13 protein-coding genes are annotated in these 16,383 nt (G+C 64.5%); 6 read left to right on the forward strand and 7 right to left on the reverse strand.

What is annotated here, in order from left to right; translation table 11 throughout:
• The first annotated feature begins 135 nt into the window (after positions 1-135).
• From coxB to NTCA1_RS20800, 5 genes are read left to right on the forward strand one after another with little or no spacing between them, the layout of a single operon-like run.
• Positions 136-1,107, forward strand: a complete 972-nt coding sequence (gene coxB / locus NTCA1_RS20780; RefSeq protein WP_374705210.1) for a cytochrome c oxidase subunit II — start codon at positions 136-138, stop codon at positions 1,105-1,107.
• The gene (ctaD, locus tag NTCA1_RS20785) at positions 1,104-3,626 is read left to right on the forward strand and encodes a cytochrome c oxidase subunit I (protein WP_159831691.1); all 2,523 of its coding nucleotides are present in this window, start codon (positions 1,104-1,106) and stop codon (positions 3,624-3,626) included. The genes coxB and ctaD overlap by 4 nt, the downstream gene beginning before the upstream one ends.
• Complete coding sequence (locus NTCA1_RS20790) at positions 3,623-4,003, forward strand: hypothetical protein (RefSeq protein WP_159831692.1); 381 nt, start codon at positions 3,623-3,625, stop codon at positions 4,001-4,003. The genes ctaD and NTCA1_RS20790 overlap by 4 nt, the downstream gene beginning before the upstream one ends.
• Entirely contained in the window at positions 4,000-4,593 is a 594-nt protein-coding gene (locus NTCA1_RS20795; protein WP_159831693.1) for a cytochrome c oxidase assembly protein, read from the forward strand. The genes NTCA1_RS20790 and NTCA1_RS20795 overlap by 4 nt, the downstream gene beginning before the upstream one ends.
• Positions 4,590-5,624: a c-type cytochrome gene (locus tag NTCA1_RS20800; RefSeq protein ID WP_159831694.1), complete on the forward strand. Its 1,035-nt coding sequence runs from the start codon at positions 4,590-4,592 to the stop codon at positions 5,622-5,624. Before NTCA1_RS20795 ends, NTCA1_RS20800 begins: the two co-directional genes overlap by 4 nt.
• 12 nt (positions 5,625-5,636) lie before the next feature.
• Here the strand turns inward: NTCA1_RS20800 and NTCA1_RS20805 are convergent, their stop codons facing one another.
• The 5 genes from NTCA1_RS20805 to acs form a co-directional block, all read right to left on the reverse strand.
• The gene (locus tag NTCA1_RS20805; RefSeq protein ID WP_236549493.1) at positions 5,637-6,647 is read right to left on the reverse strand and encodes a transporter; all 1,011 of its coding nucleotides are present in this window, start codon (positions 6,645-6,647) and stop codon (positions 5,637-5,639) included.
• 32 nt (positions 6,648-6,679) lie between these two features.
• On the reverse strand, positions 6,680-8,296 hold the full coding sequence (locus tag NTCA1_RS20810; RefSeq protein ID WP_159831695.1) for an inorganic phosphate transporter: 1,617 nt from the start codon (positions 8,294-8,296) through the stop codon (positions 6,680-6,682).
• Between the two features lie 211 nt (positions 8,297-8,507).
• Complete coding sequence (locus tag NTCA1_RS20815) at positions 8,508-10,742, reverse strand: TonB-dependent receptor (RefSeq protein ID WP_236549494.1); 2,235 nt, start codon at positions 10,740-10,742, stop codon at positions 8,508-8,510.
• 161 nt (positions 10,743-10,903) lie between these two features.
• Entirely contained in the window at positions 10,904-11,524 is a 621-nt protein-coding gene (locus tag NTCA1_RS20820; protein WP_159831696.1) for an FMN-binding negative transcriptional regulator, read from the reverse strand.
• A 268-nt stretch (positions 11,525-11,792) separates the two neighbouring features.
• Positions 11,793-13,742, reverse strand: coding sequence for an acetate--CoA ligase (gene acs, locus NTCA1_RS20825; RefSeq protein WP_159831697.1), 1,950 nt, complete (start codon positions 13,740-13,742; stop codon positions 11,793-11,795).
• Positions 13,743-14,000: 258 nt separating this feature from the next.
• Between acs and NTCA1_RS20830 the strand changes: the two genes are divergently transcribed.
• The gene (locus tag NTCA1_RS20830; protein WP_159831698.1) at positions 14,001-14,510 is read left to right on the forward strand and encodes a GNAT family N-acetyltransferase; all 510 of its coding nucleotides are present in this window, start codon (positions 14,001-14,003) and stop codon (positions 14,508-14,510) included.
• Positions 14,511-14,594: 84 nt separating this feature from the next.
• Here NTCA1_RS20830 and lpdA read toward each other — a convergent pair whose 3' ends face one another.
• Both lpdA and NTCA1_RS20840 read right to left on the reverse strand, forming a co-directional pair.
• The gene (gene lpdA, locus NTCA1_RS20835) at positions 14,595-16,010 is read right to left on the reverse strand and encodes a dihydrolipoyl dehydrogenase (protein WP_159831699.1); all 1,416 of its coding nucleotides are present in this window, start codon (positions 16,008-16,010) and stop codon (positions 14,595-14,597) included.
• Between the two features lie 4 nt (positions 16,011-16,014).
• A complete protein-coding gene (locus NTCA1_RS20840; RefSeq protein WP_081673882.1) occupies positions 16,015-16,353 on the reverse strand; it encodes an acyl-CoA thioesterase in 339 nt (112 codons plus the stop codon).
• Between the last annotated feature and the right edge of the window lie 30 nt (positions 16,354-16,383).

A 16,383-nucleotide genomic window follows, 5' to 3' on the forward strand; every position in this document is an offset into this window, starting at 1 on the left:
CAGCAACTATTTGTAACGCGGTATTCCGCTGTTTACGGCGAACCGCTCTGTCCTTCGCGCGTTGGTCACGCACGCGTCAGGGAAGAAAGTCTTTTGCGAGAATCCTGTGCCGGGCAATCCATGGCCGGAAAATCCTTGGTCTTGTGGACCCTGGTGCTGACCGGCTGCAACGCGCACCAGTCGGCGTTGGCGCCGTTCGGGTTGGAGGCGCGCTCGACGCTCTGGCTGACGATAATCCTTGCGGCCGGGGGGCTGGTGATCGCTTTGGGTGTTGCCGCGATCTATGTGGTCGCCGCTCGTGCGCCCGAGGGAAAGCTAACGCATGAAAGCGGCATGCGCCTCGTGCTCTGGCTGGGTGCTGTGGTTCCCACGGTGGTTCTGACGGCGCTGCTGATCTGGGCGCTTCCGGCGATGCGTCCGCTACCCGCAGCCGATAGCGATTTGCGGATACGGGTGGAGGGCGAACAGTTCTGGTGGCGCGTAAACTACCGACAGGACGGCGCCGACCCTCTACTTTCCGCCAACGAGATACGCTTGCCGGTGGGCCGGACGGTGGTGTTCGAACTCACCGCAACCGATGTCGTCCATAGCTTCTGGATCCCGGGGCTCGCGGGCAAGATGGACATGATACCCGGCCGGACCAATCGACTGGTCGTGAAAGCCGAAAAGCCGGGCACCTATCGCGGGGTCTGCGCGGAGTTCTGCGGATTGAGCCATGCGCTGATGGCCTTCGACGTCGTTGCCATGGAACCGGCGGCTTTCGACGCATGGCTCGCCGAAGCGCGGGTCCGGCCTGTCGATCAACCGCGAGAACGCGGCGCGGCGCTCTTCGCCCGCGAAGGGTGCGGAAGTTGCCATTCGGCAAATGGCGAGCAGACTCCCCGGATCGGCCCCGATCTCACGCGCTATGGCGAGCGACTGACGCTCGGCGCCGGTATTCTCGCGCCGACGGCCGCGAACACCGCTGCCTTCATTCGCGATCCGCACCGCTTCAAGCCCGGCGCCCGCATGCCCGCCTATGACCACTTGCCGCAGGAAGAGGCGCTTGCCCTCGCTCATTGGCTGAAGCGGAACGGGAAGCCGAAAACGCCGGAGGCGCGCCCATGAGCCTCCACGACCAGGACGATCCCGCTCTGCGCGCCGCGCAGGAGCGCCGCCTTCGCGAGGTATGGGCGCCTCCGAAAGGCCTGTTCCTGCGCTGGACGGACACCAACAACAACCAGGTCGGCAACTGGTATGTGCTGACCGCCTTCGCTTTCATGCTTTTCGCAGGCGTGCTGGCGCTGATCATGCGTACCCAATTGGCGGTTCCCGACAACGATCTGGTCGGGCCAGGCACATTCAACCAGCTTTTCACCCTGCACGGCTCGGTGATGATGTTCCTTTTCGCGGTGCCGATGTTCGAGGCGGTCTCGATCATCCTGCTGCCCCAGCTTCTGGGCGCAAGGGACCTCCCCTTCCCGCGCCTTTCGGCCTTCGGCTACTGGTCGTTCCTGCTGGGCGGGGTGTTCGTCTCGGGATCGATATTCTTCGACGCGGCGCCGGATGGCGGTTGGTTCATGTACCCCCCGCTGACCACACGAACCGATCTTTCGGGGCTGGGCGCGGACATCTGGATGCTGGGCCTCTCCTTCATCGAGGTATCCTCGGTCGCTGCCGCCGTCGAACTGATCGTGGGCGTGCTCAAGTGCCGCCCGCCCGGCATGCGGCTCAATCTCATGCCGCTCTATGCCTGGTACATCCTGGTGGTGGCGGTGATGATCCTCTTCGCCTTCCCGCCACTGATCGCGGGCGACGTGCTGTTCGAAATGGAGCGCCTGCTGGACTGGCCCTTCTTCGATGCCGCGCGCGGAGGCGATCCCCTGCTCTGGCAGCACCTGTTCTGGATCTTCGGCCACCCCGAGGTCTACATCGTCTTCCTGCCTTCCATCGCGCTGTTCGCCATGCTGGTGCCCACGTTCGCACGGCGGCATCTGCTGGGCTATCCATGGATCGTGCTGGCGGCGGTGGGGACGGCGTTCCTCTCGTTCGGGCTCTGGGTCCACCACATGTTCGCGACCGGCCTGCCGAAGATCAGCCTGGGCTTCTTCTCCGCAGCTTCCGAAGCCGTGGCGATCCCCACGGCGGTGCAGATCTTCGTCTTCATCGTCACGCTCTGGGCAGGCCGCGTCGTCTGGTCGACGCCGCTGCTCTATGCCACGGGAAGTCTCGCGATCTTCGTGATTGGGGGCCTGACCGGCGTGATGGTCGCCCTTGCCCCGTTCGACTGGCAGGCGCACGACACATACTTCGTCGTCGCCCATCTCCACTACGTGCTGATCGGCGGCACGCTGATGCCGCTTTTCGCGGGCCTCTACTATTACTGGCCGCTGGTGACGGGCAAGAAACTGTCCGACAGGCTGGGACGGATCGCGTTCTGGCTGGTCTTCGTCGGCGCGAACCTGTGCTTCTTTCCGATGCACCTTTCCGGGCTGGAGGGCATGCCGCGCCGTGTCTTCACTTATCCGGCAGACCTCGGCCTTGGCGGCCTCAATCTTGCCTCCACGATCGGCTCCTTCGTGATTGCCGCAGGGGTTGCGGTGATCGTGCTCGACCTTGCCCGCTCGCCGTGGCGGCAACGTTCGCCGCGCAATCCGTGGCAGGCGGGCACGCTGGAATGGCTGGCTCACCCGGAAGACGAGAATTGGGGCATCCGCTCGATCCCCCTGATCGAAAGCCGCTATCCGATCTGGGACCAGGACGATTTCGTGCGCAAGGTGGACGAAGGTCGCTACTTCCTGCCCGATGCCGAGGAAGGCCGCCGCGAAACGATCATCACGTCCGTGCTCGACGCCCGCCCGATCTCGGTCATCCGCCTTGGCGGGCCGAGCTGGAAACCCATGCTGACGGCGCTCGCGCTGGGCGGGGTGTTCATCCTGACGACTTATCATCTCTACTGGGCCGCACTCGTTTCGGGCATAGCCACCCTGGTCATGGTGCTCTGGTGGCTCTGGACGGGAACGGCGGAGATCCCCGAAAAGTCCTGCAAGCCGATCGGGCACGGCATGGAGCTTCCGCTCTACATATCGGGCGGTGCCTCTCCGGGGTGGTGGGCGATGTTCATCACGATGATGGCCGACGCCACCGCCTTTTCCGGGCTGGTCTTCGGCTACTTCTTCTTCTGGACCCGGCACGAGGCCTTTCCTCCACCCGAGCTGGCCACCGCGCCGGGCATGGCGTGGCCGCTCCTGGCGCTCGCTCTGGGCCTTGCGGGCTGGATTGCCACTATCGCTGCACGCGAAGTCCATGCGCGCGGCGCGATCGCCGCCGCGCGCATGCTTTTGATATTCGGTCTCCTGACCAGTCTGGCCGGCGTTCCGGCAGGGCTTGCCGGGCCATGGCTTTCGGGAATGGATCCGACCGCGCACAGCTATCCGGCGATCGTCTGGACCCTGGCGATCTGGACCTGCCTCCACGCCGCCGTTGCTGCGATCATGCAGGCCTATGTCCTTGCCCGCAGCTTCGCGGGACGGATGACGCCGCATCACGATGCGGATATCCGCAACGTCACGGTCTACATGCATTTCTTCGCGCTCACCGCCCTCGTCGCCTATGCCACGATCGGCCTGTTCCCGGAGGTGGCATGACCGACGAGCGGCGCAAATGGCACGAGCGGCTGCAGGTCACGCTCTGGACACTGATCGTCCCGCCGACGGTATGGGCGGTGCATTTCCTGTTCTCTTACCTTTGGGCGGCGGTATCCTGCGCCAAGGCCGGTTTCTTCGCCGAGTTTCCGACCCTCTTCGTCATCGGCACCGTGCTGGCGCTGATGGCGATCGCGCTGTCCGGCTGGATCGCCCATCGTCAGACGCGCCAGCGCGGCGACCCGCCTCCGCATGAGCAGGGCACCGACATCGACCGCCTGCGCTTTCTTGCGAAATCGACGCTGCTGCTGGCAGGCCTGAGCTTCGTGGGCGTGCTGTTCACCGCGCTGCCGGTCGTTTTCATCGGGGACTGCCGGTGAAGCAGACTTCGCTCCTCGCTGGCCTCGCGCTGGTTCCGCTGGGCTGGGCGCTGGCGCCGCTGGGCATGACGGGTCACATGACGGGCCATATGATCGCGGTAGCCGTTGCCGCGCCGCTGCTGGCCTTCGGCCTCGCAGGAGGCGCCCTCGATCCCGCGCGCCGCTGGCGCCGCGTGGTGACGCCCATGGCCATGATGCTGGTGGAACTCGTCGCGGTCTGGTCCTGGCACCTGCCCGCGCTGCGACGTCTCGCGGACGGCACGCCCGCCTTCGCTGCCACCGAACACGCCACTTTCCTGATCGCCGGGCTGCTGCTCTGGAGCGCGGTCGTCCACACGCCGCACCGCGCCGCCGGGATCGGGGCGCTGCTGCTGACCTCCATGCACATGACGCTGCTGGGCGTGCTGATCGGCCTTGCGCCGCGCCCGCTCTACGCGATGCACCACGCGGCCTTTTCCGGTCTCGACCCGCTGACCGACCAGCAACTCGGCGGCGTGGCGATGCTGGTGATCGGCGGCGTCAGCTACTTCCTCGGCGGCCTTGCCCTTCTTGCCGGCCTGCTGAGGGCCGGGCCGGAGCGTTCGACATGACGATCAGACTGACCTGGAAACGGCTCGCGGCGGGCGCTCTCGGCCTTTTGCTGCTGGGCATGGGGTTCGCCTGGTCGGGCCTTTTTCCCATCGCCGCCTCGTCCGGCCACTGGGCCATCACCGACTGGTTCCTGCACTGGACCATGCAGAATTCCGCGCGAACCTATAGCAGCTTCCAGACCCCGGAAGAGGTGCGCGACGACCGGGCCATGGTCAGCGCCGCCGGACACTTTCACCAGTCCTGCGAGGTCTGTCACGGCGCTCCCGGCGTACCGCCCTCGCCCGTGATGCAGGCCGCGACCCCGCCCGCGCCGAACCTTGCGACGACGGTGGGCCACTATGACGACCGCGAACTGTTCTGGATCGTGCGTCACGGCGTGAAATATACCGGCATGCCCGCCTGGCCCGCCGGGGACCGACCCGACGAAGTGCGCCGAATGGTCGGGTTCCTGCGCCGCCTGCCGGGCATGAAGGCCGAGGAATATCGAGCGCTGACCGCCGCTCCTCCCGGCCCCCTCTCAGGCTGCACGGGATGCCACGGCACCGATGGAAGAGGCCGCGGACAGGCCGACATTCCCGTCATAGCCGGACAGAACGAACAATTCCTCCTCTCGGCCTTGCGCGATTTCGCCAGCGGCAAGCGTCAGGGCGCTGTGATGCAGGTTGCGGCAAGCGGCATGAGCGAGGCGGAAATGCGCGCGGCGGCACGGCACTTTGCGGAGCTGCCGGGTCTACGTGCGGGGACCCTGGCGTCCGGCCATGCGATCGCGGAACATGGCCTGCCCGGCAAGCAACTTCCCGCCTGCCGATCCTGCCATGCTCCGGGAAAAAATGCCCCGGTCCTGACCGGACAGCATCCCGCCTTCCTTGCTGCGCGCCTGCGCCAATGGCGCGGCGACGACGCGGTGACGGATGTCCGAAAACCGCGCGATCCCATGGCCGTCATTGCTCGCCGCATTCCCGAGACGGAGATAGACAGCCTGGCCGAAGCGCTTTCACGCGGCGACACCGGATCGGCGCCGCATCGCTGACGGCCCTCGCCTTTACCGGCGCATGAAGCCCATCCAGCGCAGCAGCAGGTAAGTCGCGATGGCCGCGCCGCCCGCCATGAGCGCGGCGTGCAAGGTGCCGTAGGGACCGTTGGCGAAGGGAAGCCCTCCCGTATTCATGCCGAATATCCCGGTCACCAGCGTTGCCGGAAGCATCAGCGCGGTAATGATCGAGAGGATGTAGAGGTTCTGGTTGGTCCTCTGCGATTCCTGGATATCCAGTTCCTCGCGCAGGAGCCGGAGCTGGGACTGCACGCCGATCACGTCGGCATCCAGGGACTGGATGCGCTGGGCGATCTTTTCGACGGTGGGAAGCAGATCCTCGGGAAGATCCTCATCCTTTTCCAGACGCTGGAACACGCCCCGCATGCCTGAAATGAGGCGCTGGATCTGGGCAAGGCGGCGACGGATACCGATGAGATCGCGCGCCTTGGGCGGGTCCCGTGCGTCGAGGAAGACATCTTCCACATGCTGCACTTCGGCGCTGAGAGAGCGGCAGATGTCCGCCATGTTCTCGCTGATCGCGCTCACGAGCAGTTCCAGCGCCTGAGGACCGCCGAAAGTGCCGACCCAGCGGGACAGGCGATTGCGCACGATATCGGCGGAGCGGATGGGATGGAGCCGCGCGGTGATCATCAGGCCCGGCATCAGCGCCATGCGCAGCCCGCCGATGCGGGCGGTATCGGCCACGTCGAAATCGCGCTCGAAGTCGTGGAGAACACAGGCCACCGTATCGCGGTCGACCAGTGCGCGCTGGTGGGTATCGGCCGAAAGCAGCAGTTCGCGCGCCGCGGCGGGAAGCGGCTCGAACTGCTCTATCCAGCGTCGCGTGCGTTGATGCGCAAGGTTGAGATGGAGCCAGCGGAACCGTCCGTCCGGGGGAACCTCGCAGTCGGTCACGGCGAAGGCGCCGTCGGCACCGGCATCCATGCCCCAGATCAGCCCCGGCCCCATGCTGCCATGCGGCAGTTCGATCGGGATCAATCCCGGCGCGTCTTTCGCCATCGCGTTATCCCCGTTCTGGAGACGGGATACTATCAGAATATCTGCGCGAAAATCATGTAGAGAACACCGGCGATCACGATCGACACCGGCAGGGTGAGTACCCATGCCATGAGCAGGTTGCGGATCGTGCTCATCTGCAGGCCGGAACGGTTGGCCGCCATTGTGCCCGCAACGCCCGAAGACAGGACATGGGTGGTTGAAACCGGCAGGCCGAGATGGTCCGCGCCCAGGATCGTGCCCATGGCGACAAGCTCCGCCGCCGCCCCCTGTGCGTAAGTGAGGTGGGTCTTGCCGATCTTCTCGCCCACGGTGACGACGATGCGGCGCCAGCCGACCATGGTGCCGAGGCCGAGCGCGAAGGCCACGGCCACCTTGACCCAGGTGGGGATGAAGCGGGTGCCTGCGTCGAGCGAGGTCTTGTAGGTGGCCAGGCTTTCCTGCGCCGCTTCCGACAGCGCCTCCGGCTTCTGCTTGCCCAGGCTCTTGATCGCTTCCGAGGCCAGATACATGTCATTGCGGATATTGCTGACCGCCGCCGCCGGAACTTTCGCGAGCGAGCCGTAGCCCATGACCTGGGCGTCCACGTCATGAACGAGCACGGAAAGCGCGGGCAGCGTGGCGGGCGTGAAGGTCTTTTCCGCGATATAGCTCGTCACCTGGCGGCGGGCCTGCGCGGGGGTCATCTCCGTGCCGCCGCTCCCGCCAAGGCTGCCGCTCAGGGCGACCTCGGCGGCGATCGAGCGGCTGTGGAACTCGGCGGTATAGCGTTCCGGCACCGCGCGGTTCAGCGCGTAGGCCGTGGGCACCGTGCCGATCAGGATCAGCATGATAAGCCCCATGCCCTTCTGCCCGTCGTTCGAACCATGGGCAAAGCTCACGCCCGTGCAGGTGAAGATCAGCAGGGCGCGGATCCAGAGCGGCGGCGGCACGCCGTCCTTGGGTTCCTCGTAGAGTTCCTTCTTGCGAACAAGGACGCGCATGGCCAGAAACAGCAGCGCCGCCACGCCGAAGCCGATCAGCGGGGAGAACAGCAGGGCCTGGCCGATCTCGGTCGCCTTGCTCCAGTCGACCCCGGCAGTGCCGCTCTTGCCGTGCATCATGGCATTGGCGACGCCGACGCCGATGATGGAGCCGATGAGCGTGTGGGAACTGGATGAAGGGATCCCCAGCCACCATGTCGCGAGGTTCCAGATGATCGCCGCCAGCAGCAGGGCGAAAACCATGGCGAACCCGGCATTGGAGCCGACTTGCAGGATCAGTTCCACCGGCAGCAGCGAGACGATCCCGAAAGCCACGGCCCCGGTGGAGAGCAGCACGCCGAGAAAGTTGAAGAACCCGGACCAGACCACCGCGATATTGGCAGGCATGGCATTGGTGTAGATCACCGTGGCCACGGCATTGGCCGTATCATGGAAGCCGTTCACGAACTCGAAGCCGAGCGCGATGAGCAGCGCCACGAACAGCAGGAGAAACGGCAGATAGGTGGTCGGTTCCACGCCGACTGCAGCCGCATCCGAATAGACGCTGTAACCGACATAGACGAGCGCGGCGGCAATCGCGGCGCCGAAGCCGATCCGGCCTGCGGCGCCCAGCCCCTTGTCGAGATCGGGCCGGGTAGTGCTGGATGGTGCCGCCAGTGTCGCGTTCATGGATTCGCCTCAGATGGAGAGGCGGGAACCTTACGTAGCTTCGATGACAGATTTGCTGCGCGAAAGATGGGTTCGCGCAGCCGTTCACTTATCCTGCAACCAGCGGGGCGGCAGGGTCGGCATATTGCCGAGGACGAGGCCATCGTAGGGCAATATGAAAAAGGAAACGGCGGCAGGCCCTTGATAGACCTGCCGCCGCGAAAGGCTTGCCTCAGAGGCTCCAGTCCAGCTTCACGCCGATCGTGCGGGGCCGGATGATCGACCCCGAAGGCACGGTCTGCGAGGTGAACGGCGCATTGAGAATGCCGAACTTGTCGAAGACGTTGTTGGCAAAGGCCATGACGCGGATGTTCTCGCCAAGGCCCATGGAGGCGCGCAAGTCGAACACGTTGAAATTGCCGCGTGTCGCCTCGTTGCCGAAAGCGACCGGGGCCTTCGAAATGTAGCGATGCGCGATTTCGAGGCTGGGCGCGCCGGTCATGTCGGGCAGTTCCAAGCGCAGGTTGTTGGCGACCGACCACTTCGACGAACCGGGCAGCGTCGTGCCCTTGTCGTAGCCGCCGCCCACCGCGAAGGTATCCGGTAGGAACTTGCTCAACCTGGCGTCCTGATAGGTCACGTTCGAACTGAAGCCCAGGTTCCGGTTGAACTGGAACGCGCCCGAGAACTCCACGCCGTCGATCTTGGCGCCGCCGGCATTGGTGACGTAGGAATAGTAATAGGGCGCATCGGTGAAGAGACGGGCCTGGATGTCCTTCCATTCGATATGGAACACGGCGGCGTCCAGGGTCAGCTTGTTGCCGAAGAGCGAGGTCTTCACCCCGGCTTCGTAGTTGTCGACGGTGTCGCTCTTGTAGCTGGTGGGGATGCCGTCGAGAATGGCCGCATTCGGGTTCGGCCCGCCTTCGCGGTAGCCCTGCGAATATGTAGCGTAGGCCAGCATGGTCTGGCTCGGCTTCCACGACAGCGAGGCCTTCGGCGTGAAGCCGTCCTCCTTCTGTTTCACGCCGAAGCTGGACGGTGCGATCGTGTAGTCGCCCGGCGCCAGCGAACCCGGCGCATTGGTGATCTCTGCCGAGTTGCGGGTATTGTAGTAGCGGCCGCCAAGCGTGAGCGTGAGGGTGGGTACGAACTCCCACGAGGCTTCTCCGAACAGGCCCCAGTTCTCGTTCCTGGTATCCGAAAGATAACCGTAGATCGCATCGTCGGGTGCGATCAGATCACCCGCGTAACCATCGTAAAGGTCCGGGTTGGCATCGATGAAGTCAGCCGCGCCGCCTTGGTAGATACGGTCGTTGCTGTGCTTCTTCGCCTTCATGTAGCTGAAGCCGATCAGCCATTGGAACGGCCCTGCGTCCTTCGAGGCCAGGCGGGTTTCGAAAGTCTTGATATTGGCGTCGGCCTTGCCCAGCGAATAGGCGGCATCCTCGCCCGTGGTGACGCCGGTGACATAGGCATAGGGATAGGAGAAGACCGTGGTGTTGTGCTTCTCGATCACCGATCCCAGCATGGTCAGGGTGCCGAACGGCAGCTCCTGGTCCAGGCGCGCGCTGCTCATCCAGAAATCGGTCTTCTGCGGCTCGGCACGCGGCGTGTTGCGGACGTAGGGATTGTCGAGATCCAGGTAGGTCTGGTCGTCGAGCCTGGTATCCTGATAGGTCGTCATCAGGGTGATCTTGGTGGTGTCGTTGGGCGTCGCCACCAGCGAGCCGCGCAGTCCGCGCGTGCGATAGTCGCTCGAACCGTTCACGCCGATGCCGGGATTGTCGAGATAGCCCGCATCCACGCGCTGGAGCGCCATCATTCGTACCGCAAGCTGATCCTTGACCAGCGGCAGGTTGATCATGGCCTTGGCGGCGTAGTTGAGCTGGCCCGAGGCATTCTTGGTGCTGCCCAGCAGTCCCTGGGCGGCCGCATCGTACTTGCCGGGATCGGCCACGGCGGCCACGTAGTTCACCGCGCCGCCCAGTGTCGAGGTGCCGAACAGCGTTCCCTGCGGTCCGCGCAGCACTTCGACGCGATCGAGATCGAACGTATCGATGTCGGGAATACCGATCGGGAAGCCGGGTTCGACGATGGGAACTTCGTTGAGATAATAGCCGACGGTGGTCTGGCCCTGCTCGTGATAGGTCGTGGCGGCGATGCCGCGGATCACGACTTCCGAGATGCCGGGCTGATAGTCGTTGAAGACCACGCCGGGCAGGCGGGCGATGTAGTCGCCCAGCGAGTTGGCGTTCATGGCCTTGAGCTGATCGCCGGTCACCGCGCTGATCGGCATGGGCACGTCGCTGAGCTTGAGCGCACGCTTGGTGGCGGTGACGACGATTTCGGGATTTGCGCCACCTTCCGGGGCCTCTTCCGCTGAAGCTGGAGCCGCAAGCCCGAGGCCCAGGGACAGCATGGTGGAGGACAGGATGGTGCCCTTGATCATGTTACGTGAACGCATGGTTTCAACCCTCATGTTGCCGAAGCGTCCGGCTCGTTTCCCGGTACGCCCGCGTTTGATCGCCGGGCTGCTGCCCGGCCTCCCTGCCGTTTCCCGCGCCTTTTTTCGGGGCCCGGGAACATTCCTCCATTGCCATCTCCGGCCAGGGCCGGTTTGCAGCCTTATTCCGGCGCGAGCGCGCCTTGCGGCAGGCGCTCGGCGTTGAAACGGGTCATCCAGTCCGCCAATGCGCGGTCGGACGTGCCGGAAATCAATTCGTTCAGGGCTTCCAGCGTCTCGTCCTGGCCGAGCTTGAAACTGGCCCAGACGGAGCGAACTTCCGCGCGAAAGGCTACGATCCGTTCCAGCATGGGACCGACGCGGGGACCGGCCCGATCTATGGTCCAGGGATCCGCCAGACCGGCCTCCATCGCATCGGAAAGCCGAACGACGGATCCCCGGGTCTCTTCCTCCACGAAGGTCATGTCGACCTCGATCGCGGCCACGGCATAGTTCCAGGTCGGCACCCAGGTCGGGTTCGAGACCAGCGACGGCGAAAGATAGCCATGTGGGCCGGAAAACAATACGAGCGCTCGCGGATTCTCCCGCAGATGGGCGACCTGGGCATTGCTGCGCGAGCAGTGCCCGAGCAGCGAAACCAGTTCGCCCAAGGCGTCGGTTTCGGCCAATAGCGGCAGGGGAATGGCCTGGAACCGGCCTTCGCGCGCCGAGACCATCCAGGCGAGCGGATGATCGCCGATCAGTTTGAGCAGGTCTTGCGCGGAGCCGGATGGAAACTTCATGGCAGCACTGTCGCGCGGCGCCTGTCCCCCTTCAATCGGCCAAAAATGAAAGTTTCATGGGTCCAATGAACGGTGCATCGCCGCAGCGAAAAAAGCCGAAAAGCTGCCACTGAAGCAGGTGATCTCTGGTCTCGTGGTCTGCAGGTATGCCATCGATGGACCATCATGCAGCTTGGTTCTGGACCCTTGGTCAGGCCCAGCTGTGTAGAACGGCGGCAGAACCGACTTCCGGTTCCGCCGCCGCATCGTTCGCTACTCGTTTCCTGCCTCAGGCAGTGGCTGGCTGCGGCCGGTTGGCGATGAGATTGTCCACCACCGAGGGGTCTGCCAGCGTCGAGGTATCCCCCAGATTGGAGAAGTCGTTTTCACCGATCTTGCGCAGGATACGGCGCATGATCTTGCCCGAACGGGTCTTGGGCAGGCTCGGCGTGAATTGGATCACGTCGGGCGTCGCGATCGGGCCGATCTCGTGCCGCACCCACTTGATCAGTTCGCGGCGGAGGTCCTCGTCGGGTTCGATCTCGGCATTGCAGGTGACGAAGGCATAGATGCCCTGCCCCTTGATCTCGTGCGGCATGCCCACGACCGCTGCCTCGGCCACGGCGGGATGCGCCACGAGCGCGGATTCGACTTCCGCCGTGCCCATGCGATGGCCCGAAACGTTGATGACGTCATCGATGCGGCCGGTGATCCAGAAATAGCCGTCCTCATCGCGGCGGCAGCCGTCGCCGGTGAAGTAATAGCCCGGGAACGTCGTGAAATAGGTCTGGAAGAAGCGCTCGTGATCGCCCCAGACCGTCCGCATCTGGCCAGGCCAGCTGTCGGCAATGACGAGGCAGCCGTCCGTGGACCCTTCGAGCACGGAGCCGTCGTTATCGAGCAGCATCGGCTTCACACCGAACAACGGCTTGCTGGCCGAGCCCGGCTTGAGCGCGGTGGCGCCGGGCAGCGGCGTGATCATCGCCCCGCCCGTCTCGGTCTGCCACCAGGTGTCGACGATCGGGCAGCGCCCCTCGCCCACCACTTCGTGATACCAGGACCAGGCCTCGGGATTGATCGGCTCGCCCACCGAACCCAGCAGGCGCAGGCTCTTGCGCGAGGTCTTCTTCACCCAGTCGTCGCCTTCGCGCATCAGTGCGCGCAGAGCGGTAGGCGCGCCGTAGAAGATCTCGACCTGGAACTTGTCCACGACCTGCCAGAAGCGGCTCGGATCGGGGAAGTTGGGCACGCCTTCGAACATCACCGTGGTCGCGCCGTTCATCAGCGGACCGTAGACGACATAGGAATGGCCGGTCACCCAGCCGATGTCCGCCGCGCACCAGTAGATCTGGCCGGGGCGATAGTCGAAAACGTATTCGTGCGTCATCGAGGCCCAGACCGAGTAGCCCCCGGTCGTGTGGAGCACGCCCTTGGGCTTGCCGGTCGAGCCGGAGGTGTAGAGGATGAACAGCGGGTCCTCCGCGTTCATTTCCTCCGGCGGACAATCGGCAGACTGCTCCGCAACGGCCGAGGCCCAGTCGATGTCGCGCCCTTCCACCATCGGCACATCGGCGCCGGTATGGCTGAGCACGATGACGGTTTCGACACCGGGACATGCCTTCAACGCCTCATCGACATTGGCCTTGAGCGCGATCTTCTTGCCGCCGCGCAGGCCTTCGTCGGAGGTGAGGACGATGCGGCTATCGCAGTCCTGGATGCGCCCGCCCAGCGCGTCGGGCGAGAAGCCGGCAAAGACGATCGAGTGGATCGCGCCGATCCGCGCGCATGCGAGCATGGCGACGGCGGCCTCGGGCACCATCGGCAGGTAGATCGTCACCCGCTCGCCGCGCTTCACGCCCCTGGCCTTCAGCAGGTTGGCGAAACGGCAGACGGATTCGTGAAGTTCACGGTAGGTGATGCGGCGTTCCGGGTTCTTCGGATCGTCCGGTTCCCAGAGGATCGCCACGGCATCGCCGCGCTCTGCAAGATGGCGATCGAGGCAATTGGCCGAGAGATTGAGCGTACCATCGGTGAACCACGAGATACCGAAATCCGCTTCGTGGAAGCTGGTCTGCTTCACCACGCTGAACGGCTTGATCCAATCGATCCGCTGCGCTTCCTCGGCCCAGAACCCTTCGGGATCCTCCACGGAGCGCGCGTACATCTGCTGGTAGCGCGCCTCGTCGATCAGGGCGTTCTTCGCCCATTCGCTGGGCACGGGATAGATGGCCTCGGCCATGATGTCCTTCTCCTCTCGCCGGTATCCTCTCCGGCAGATCTCGTTCCCGGCGAAATTCAAAACCGCCGTTTCCCTGCTACCTTAACCGATGAATCGGCCAGCGCCACTGTCTTCCCACGATATGTCTCGGCAGTGGGACATAAGCGGCGGCCTGTGTTAGCCTTGCCGCCTCTGCGCGCAGGGATAATGATCCCGATCAAGACCTTGCGTGATAGAAAGGCTTAGGAATCCGATACCAATCAAGCGGAGTCTCGATCCATGTCCCTGAATGACGCCATCACGCTGCCCACCCGTTCGGGCATCGCGCTCGACGTTCGCCCGGCCCGGGAAAGCGACGCCGACGCCCTCTCCCAGTTCTTCGAACATGTGACCGACGACGACCGCCGCTTCCGCTTCTTCGCGGCTGCCGACCGGGTGAGCCCCCAGCAGATCGCGCCGATCGTGAAGGCGGATCACTACCAGACCGAATCCTGGCTGGGCTTCTCGGATGGGGGAGAGATCATCGCCTCGGGCGTGCTCGCCTTCGACGATCAGGGCGATACGGCCGAAGTCGCGATTTCCGTGCGCGCGGACCACAAGGGCAAGGGCGTGGGCTGGGCCATGCTCGATTTCCTCGGCAAGCAGGCTGAGAAGCGCGGCTGCAAACGCGTGATCGCGATCGAAAGTCGCGAGAACAGCGCCGCCATCGAAGTGGAACGCGACAAGGGCTTCATCCCGGAGCCGTTTATCGGAGACCCGACGCTGGTCATCCTCTCGCGTACGTTCTGAAGCGAATATCCACGCCGAGCGCCAACAAGAAAAAGGGCGGGCCCATGTGGACCCGCCCTTCTTTTTTGCGTCTCTGGCCAAGGCTCAGATGTGAATCGCGCGTCCGTAAGCGGCCAGCACCGATTCGTGCATCGCTTCCGAGATCGTCGGATGCGGGAACACGGTCTGCATCAGTTCCGCCTCGGTCGTTTCCAGCGTCTTGCCGACGACGTAGCCCTGGATCATCTCGGTCACTTCCGCACCGATCATGTGCGCACCGAGCAGTTCGCCCGTCTTGGCGTCGAACACGGTCTTCACGAAGCCTTCCGGCTCGCCCAGCGCGATCGCCTTGCCGTTGCCGATGAACGGGAAAGTGCCGGCCTTGACGGTGTAGCCCGCTTCCTTGGCCTTTTCCTCGGTCATGCCGACCGAAGCGATCTGCGGGTGGCAGTAGGTGCAGCCCGGAATGTTGTTCCGGTCGAGGCCGTGCGGATGCAAGTCCTTGTTGCCCAGTTCCTTGGCGATCGATTCGGCGGCGGTGACGCCTTCATGGCTGGCCTTGTGGGCGAGCCAGGGTCCGGGCGTGCAGTCGCCGATGGCCCAGATGCCGGCGGCATTGGTGCGGCCGTAGTCGTCGATCTGGATGAAGCCGCGGTCGGCCTTGATGCCAAGCGTTTCGAGGCCGATCTCCTCGGTGTTGGGCACGATGCCCACGGCCGAGATGACATGGCTGAAGTCGTGCTCGACGACCTTGCCGTCCTTGCCCTTGATCTTGGCCTTCACGCCTTTGTCGTTTGCGGTGATCGCCTCGACGCCGGCGCCGGTCATGATCTTCATGCCCTGCTTGGTGAGCGCCTTTTCGAGGAACGCGGAAACGTCCTTGTCCTCTACCGGCACGATCCGGTCGAGCATTTCAACGACCGTGACGTCCACGCCCATGTCGTTGTAGAAGCTGGCGAATTCGATGCCGATGGCGCCCGATCCCATGACCAGCAGCTTGGTCGGCATTTCGGACGGGGTCATCGCGTGGCGATAGGTCCAGATGCGCTTGCCGTCGGCCTTTGCGAAGGGCAGTTCGCGGGCACGCGCGCCGGTGGCGACGATGATGTGCTTCGCGGAAAGTTCGGCGGTCTTGCCGTCCTTGTCGGTCACCGCCAGCTTGCCCTTGGCCACCAGCTTGCCGGTGCCCATGTGGACGGTGATCTTGTTCTTCTTCATCAGATGCGTGACGCCCGCGTTGAGCTGGGCTGCAACGCCGCGCGAACGCTTGACGATGGCGGCGAGGTCGGCGGTGATGTTGTCCGCAGCCAGGCCGTAGTTCTTGGCATGCTGCATCTGGTGGAACACCTCGGCCGAGCGCAGCAGCGCCTTGGTCGGGATGCAGCCCCAGTTGAGGCAGATGCCGCCGAGCAGCTCGCGCTCGACGATGGCGGTCTTCAGGCCCAGCTGGGCGGCGCGGATGGCCGCGACATAGCCGCCGGGGCCCGAACCGAGGACGATGACGTCGTAGGTATCAGCCACTGTCTTACTTCTCCTGATCGATGGCGCGCGGTTTGCCGAATTCGTTCACCGCGACGAAGGTGAACACGGCCTGCGTCACCTTCACTTCTTCCTCTTCGTGCCGATGCCGTCGCCAGGCCTCGATGGCGATGGTCAGCGAAGTGCGGCCCACGCGCTGGATCTCGCCGTAGACCGACACTTCGTCACCTACTTTTACAGGCAGGTGGAACTGCATGCCGTCCATCGCCACCGTCACCGCGCGTCCGCGCGAGCGACGGGCGGCGACGAGGCCGGCACCCATGTCCATCTGGCTCATCAACCAGCCGCCGAAGATGTCTCCGTAGGCATTGGCGTCGGCCGGCATGGCCGTGACCCGGATCACCGGGTCACGTCG

Origin of the sequence: Novosphingobium sp. TCA1, from assembly GCF_009811895.1 — a bacterium.
In the GTDB taxonomy this organism is placed as follows: Bacteria; Pseudomonadota; Alphaproteobacteria; order Sphingomonadales; family Sphingomonadaceae; genus Novosphingobium; species Novosphingobium panipatense_A.